This window comes from Desulfovibrio sp. 1188_IL3213, from assembly GCF_036763145.1.
GTDB lineage: Bacteria > Desulfobacterota > Desulfovibrionia > Desulfovibrionales > Desulfovibrionaceae > Desulfovibrio.
The window spans coordinates 1-5482 of sequence record NZ_JBAIYR010000134.1; the positions used below are offsets into that span (position 1 = coordinate 1).

3 protein-coding genes and 1 pseudogene are annotated in these 5482 nt (G+C 58.7%); 3 read left to right on the forward strand and 1 reads right to left on the reverse strand.

The features are described from left to right. Positions 1-45: 45 nt before the first annotated feature. Positions 46-1323, reverse strand: a complete 1278-nt coding sequence (lysA, locus tag V6C16_RS07125; protein WP_333536792.1) for a diaminopimelate decarboxylase — start codon at positions 1321-1323, stop codon at positions 46-48. A gap of 279 nt (positions 1324-1602) precedes the next feature. Here lysA and V6C16_RS07130 point away from each other — a divergent pair, with 279 nt between their 5' ends. The 3 genes and pseudogenes from V6C16_RS07130 to V6C16_RS07140 all read left to right on the forward strand — a co-directional run. Next, on the forward strand, positions 1603-2025 hold the full coding sequence (locus tag V6C16_RS07130) for an FKBP-type peptidyl-prolyl cis-trans isomerase (RefSeq protein ID WP_333536791.1): 423 nt from the start codon (positions 1603-1605) through the stop codon (positions 2023-2025). Positions 2026-2487: 462 nt separating this feature from the next. Next, positions 2488-4680 (forward strand): glutamine synthetase III family protein, encoded by a 2193-nt coding sequence (locus V6C16_RS07135; protein ID WP_333542948.1) that lies wholly within the window; start codon positions 2488-2490, stop codon positions 4678-4680. Positions 4681-5099: 419 nt separating this feature from the next. After that, positions 5100-5482 (forward strand): annotated as a pseudogene (locus V6C16_RS07140) (anthranilate synthase component I family protein); the annotation flags it as partial.

Genomic DNA, 5482 nt, shown 5'->3' on the forward strand with positions numbered 1-5482 from the left:
AGCGCCCGGCAACAGGCCGGACCATCATCCCTCGGGCGAGCGGCCTTATGCGAGGCCCTCAAGGCAGCGTGCCAGATCGTCCAGCGATTCGCGCCGCCGGATGAGCCTTGCCGTGCCGTCACTCTGAATCAGCACTTCCGCCGGGCGGAGGCGCTGATTGTAATTGGAACTCATGGTAAAGCCATATGCGCCGGCGTCAAGTATGCCGAGCACATCGCCTTCCACAATTTCGGGCAACTGGCGGTCTTTGGCAAGAATGTCGCCGCTTTCGCAAATGTTTCCCACCACGGTCTGCACCAGGGTTTCACGTTTTTCGCTGCTGTTTTCGCCGTAAATTTCCACATCGTGGAACGAATCATACATGGCCGGGCGCACAAGCACGTTGAAACCCAGGTCCGTACCCGCATAGCGTTTCTCGCTGTTGTTCTTCACGGCATGCACGCGGCCCAGCAGCACGCAGCACTCGGCTGCCACATAGCGGCCCGGTTCAATAAGGAAGCGGCCCGTATAGCCTGTTTTTTCGGCCCATCCGCTGATAAGCGCGTGCAGGCGGCTGCCCAGTTCGTCCATATCCAGGCGGGGCTGCCCTTCATATTTGCGGTAGGGAATGCCGAAGCCGCCGCCGAAGTCGATGATTTCAAGGTTTTGCAATGCGCCCTGGGGCAGCTGTTCCGCCAGGTGCAGCAGCACTTCGGCGGCATCCAGGTAGCCCCCGGCCTCCATAAAAAGAGAGCCGATGTGCTGGTTGATGCCCACCAGGGTCATGTCGTGCTTTTGCAGCAGGGCAAAAACCTCGTCCATCTGTTCGGGATTGACGCCGAACTTTGTTTCCTTGCCTGCGGTGACGACCTTGGCGTGATGCCCCGCGCCGATGCCGGGGTTAAAGCGCACCATGACCCTGCCGCCCCTGTTGATGCGGCCCAGATCGTCCAACTGCGCTACGGAATCCACGCTGATAAGCAGGCCGTGGCTGAGGGCGTTCTGTAACTCTTCCACCGAATTGTTGTTGGAGATATAAAGAATCTGTGCGGGCGTGAAGCCGGCAAGCTGATCCATATGGAGTTCGCCGGGACTCATGGCGTCCACCACCAGGCCCTCTTCGCGCGCCATGCGCAGCAGCACGGGATTGGAGTTGGCCTTGACCGAGTAGTTGACCCCGAAACCGGGGAGGCTGGAAAGCCCCATCAGCTCACGGCAGCGCTGGCGCAACACGTTTTCGTTATATACATAGAGGGGAGTGCCGAAGGTTTCGGCCAACTCGCGCGGGGTATGGCGGCCGTAAAACTGAAGATGGTCAGTATAGCTGGAGCGGATGTCGGACATGGGTACCTCGGGGATGCCTCAAGAAATTTCTGGTGGCCCGCGCGGGGCGGTGATCTACAGTTTGAATAATTAACAATTATCGTGGTCATGCTGTGCGCTGTCAAGTCCGGGTCTGTTTGCCGCCTGCCCGCGCACTGTCACATTGACATAAAAAGCGTGCCGTGTTTTGGTTTCTTTTTTCACTGCGGGCGTTTCTTTGCGCTTGTGCCGCAGGGGCGCGAGCATTGCACCATGCGGCAGGGCGCCCGCCCAAACGTCCGCAAGACCCCTGGAGTATTTATGCCCATCAAAAAAGGCGACACAGTGCGCGCGCACTATACGGGAACCCTGGATGACGGCACGGTGTTCGATTCTTCGCGTGAGCGCGATCCCCTTGAATTCGTCATGGGCCAGGGCATGCTCATTCCCGGTTTCGAGGCCGCGGTTGACGGCCGCGAGGCCGGAGAAAGCGTTACCGTAACCATTCCCCCGGCGGAAGCCTACGGCGAAATCGATCCGGAGCTGGTCTTTACCGTGGCCCGCGCCCAGGTGCCGGACCACATTCCCCTCAACGTGGGCGTGCCGTTGCAGCTTTCCAACGAGCAGGGCCAGATGGACGTGACCATCACCGAAGTGACCGCTGACGAAGTGACCCTTGACGCCAACCATCCGCTGGCGGGCAAGGCTCTCACCTTTGAAATAGAGATTGTCAGCGTCAACTAGAGCATTTTAACTTTGAGAATGTACATTCTCAAAGTTTAAGACACGCTCGCTTCGATGCTTAACCGCGCAAGTAAATAGCTCCGCTGTCTTGGCGGCAGTCGTTGGCGAGCCTGCGAGCCTTACGAATGGCGACAGTGGTTGTGTGGAAACAAAGCGCTCGTCACACATGGTGTCTGCAAGCGTAGTTTCCCGCGTTACAACTCCTGAAGCATCCGTAACTTTCTTTGTCGTAACGGCTGAAGCTGCGCTTGCATCTTTGCGGCGGGCGACTGCTCACGCAGCCGCCAGAGCAATTTCAAAGTGAAATTGCTCTGGCAGACGCCGGGCCGGCGGGCAGATGTCTGCCGGCCTTTTTCAGGGTTTTCCGGCATGTGGCGGCACGGGCCGCCCGGACGCCGCCGGCAGAAAGTGTTTTCCAACGAATTTTGGTGCGTCACCCCTTTTTCTGACGCGAGGTTTGTCATGAGCAGCAAAACCGCCAGGCACAGCGCCATTCAGGCCATTACCACCTACAAACCCGAAGCGGCTCCCCTGAATTTTGCCGATACCAGACCCACGGACATCTTCGGCTGCAACGTGTTCAATGACCGCGTCATGCGGGAGCGCCTGCCCAAGGCCGTGTACCGCTCGCTGCGCAAGACCATTGAATTCGGCCAGCGCATGGATCCGTCCATAGCCGATACCGTGGCGGCGGTCATGAAAGACTGGGCCATTGAAAAAGGGGCAACGCACTTTACCCACATTTTCTATCCGCTTACCGGGCAAACGGCTGAAAAGCATGACAGTTTTCTCATGCCTGACGGCGCGGGCGGGGTTATTGCGGAGTTTTCCGGCTCCATGCTGATCCGGGGCGAACCGGATGCTTCCTCCTTTCCTTCCGGCGGTCTGCGCTCCACGTTCGAGGCGCGCGGCTATACGGCCTGGGACGTTACAAGCCCCGCGTACATAATGGAAAATCCCAACGGAACGTTTTTGTGCATCCCCACCATGTTCCTTTCGTGGACAGGGGTGGCGCTGGACAAAAAAACGCCGCTGCTGCGCTCAAGCCAGGCCCTCAACCGCGAAGCCAAGCGGGTGCTGAGCCTTTTCGGCATCGAGACGGAACTGCCGGTCGTGGCCTATGCCGGGCTTGAGCAGGAGTATTTTTCCATTGATCACAACTTTAACTTTGCCCGCCCCGACATCCAGATCGCCGGACGTACCCTTTTTGGTGCGCGCCCGGCCAAGGGGCAGGAGTTCAGCGACCAGTATTTCGGCGTGATTCCCCAGCGCGTGCTTTCCTATATGATGGAAGTGGAGCGCGAGCTTTACAAGCTGGGCGTGCCCGTGCGCTGCCGTCACAATGAGGCCGCCCCGAGCCAGTACGAGATTGCGCCGCTGTATGAGGTCAGCAACGTGGCGGTGGACCATAACCATATCATTATGTCCACCCTGCGTAACGTGGCCAAGCGTTACGGCCTCAAATGCCTGCTGCACGAAAAGCCCTTTGCCGGAGTGAACGGATCGGGCAAGCACGTGAACTATTCCATCGGCAACGCCGATCTGGGTTCGCTCTTTGAGCCGGGTGAAACGCCGTATGCCAACGCCAAGTTTCTGGTGTTCTGCGCGGCCATGATCCGCAGCGTGCACAAGTTCGGCGGTCTTTTGCGCGCCACAGTGGCGAGCGCCAGCAATGACCATCGCCTGGGAGCCAACGAGGCCCCGCCGGCCATCATGTCCATCTTCCTCGGCGACATGCTTACCGAGGTTTTTGAGGCTTTCCGCGCCGGGCGGGTTGACGATGCCGTCAACGGCAAAAAGCGCGGCGCGCTCAATCTCGGCGTGGATACCTTGCCGCCCCTGCCCGCTGACCCTGGCGATCGCAACCGCACAAGTCCTGTGGCTTTTACGGGCAACCGCTTTGAATTCCGCGCGCTCGGCTCCAGCCAGTCCGCCGCGGGCTCCATCACGGCGCTTAACGTCATGATGGCAGATTCTCTGGGTTTTGCCGCCGACTGGCTCGAAAAAGAGCTGGCTCAGGGCAGCGATTTCAAAACAGCCCTGGAATCTTTTATCAGTCACGTCATTGAAGAGCACAGCGCCGTGATCTTTAACGGCGACGGCTACTCCGAGATCTGGCACAAAGAGGCCGTGCGGCGCGGGCTGCCGAACCTGCGCACCACTCCTGAAGCCCTGCCGGAGCTTACACGCCCTGAAGTGATTGAAATCTATGAAAAGACAGAGGTGCTCAATCGGGCGGAACTCAAGGCCCGGCAGGACATCTATCTGGAGCAGTACTGCAAAACCGTGCGCACCGAGGCCAATCTGACCATACGCATAGCCCGTACGGTCATTTTCCCCGCGGCCATGCGCTACCAGGGCGAACTGGCGTCCACGGCGGCCAGCATGCAGGCCATCGGCATGCAGCCGAAAACCTTCACCCTTGAAGAAGTGACCGCCCAACTGCGGCAAATGCAGGCCGCTATCATGACCCTTGAAAATGTGCTGACCGAGGTGGACGCGCAGGGATTGGGCATGGAAGCAGCACGCCGTTACTGTAACGAGGTGCTGCCGTGCATGAACGAGGTGCGCCGCCACGCCGACATGCTGGAAACGCGCGTTGCCGATGACCTGTGGGCGTTGCCCAACTATCAGGAGATACTGTTCGGCAAATAGGCCAGAACAAAGCTGCCTTGAACTTGTCCTTACGGTTTCCCCGGCCTTTTTCACGACGTGTGTTTCACGGTACACGGCTTTTGTGAAAGAGGCCGGGGTTGTCTGCTGTTGATCGGGGCTTCGGGCGCAAACCGGCTCCGGCGTCGCGGCTTGTTTTTTTGTTGCGCGCGAAATTTGTTGTTGACAGGCGTACGACCGCTGTGTAGTTTTTTAAAAAATTGTAAGGAACGTATTTTTATGAGCACTTTCCCCAACACCATTGTTTGCAGCTATCAGGGCTGGTGGTGGCGCATTGAGCAGCGTGGGGGAGACGTGCGGGCTAAATAGTTCCGATACGTAGGTATAGCTGTATGCAGGCGCCGTCTCCCTTGGGAGGCGGCGCTTTTTTGTTTGTTCTAAAAAAACTGAAGGATCGGCAGATGAAAGAGAACGGTGACAAGTTGCATTTGCTTACGTTGCGACAGTCCGCCCGCTGGCTGCCGGCGGATATGGATACACCCATCAGCCTGTTTATGGGCATGGTGGGCGCCGGTAACGGCATTTTGCTGGAAAGCGCCGAGGTGGACGGCCGCTGGGGGCGTTACAGCATTCTTGCCTGCGATCCGGCTCTTTTCATCGCCTGCCGCGATGGTCTGCTGGCGCTGGATGTGAAAGACCCGCGGCTTGATGCGCTCACGGCTTTTGAAGGTCGCCCTTTTGTGGAAGGGCTGCGCGCCCTCATGGCCGCCCTGGATGTGCGGCCGCCTGAAAATGCCGCAAACCTGCCGCCCATTACCCGCGCCCTGTACGGCTACCTTGGCTT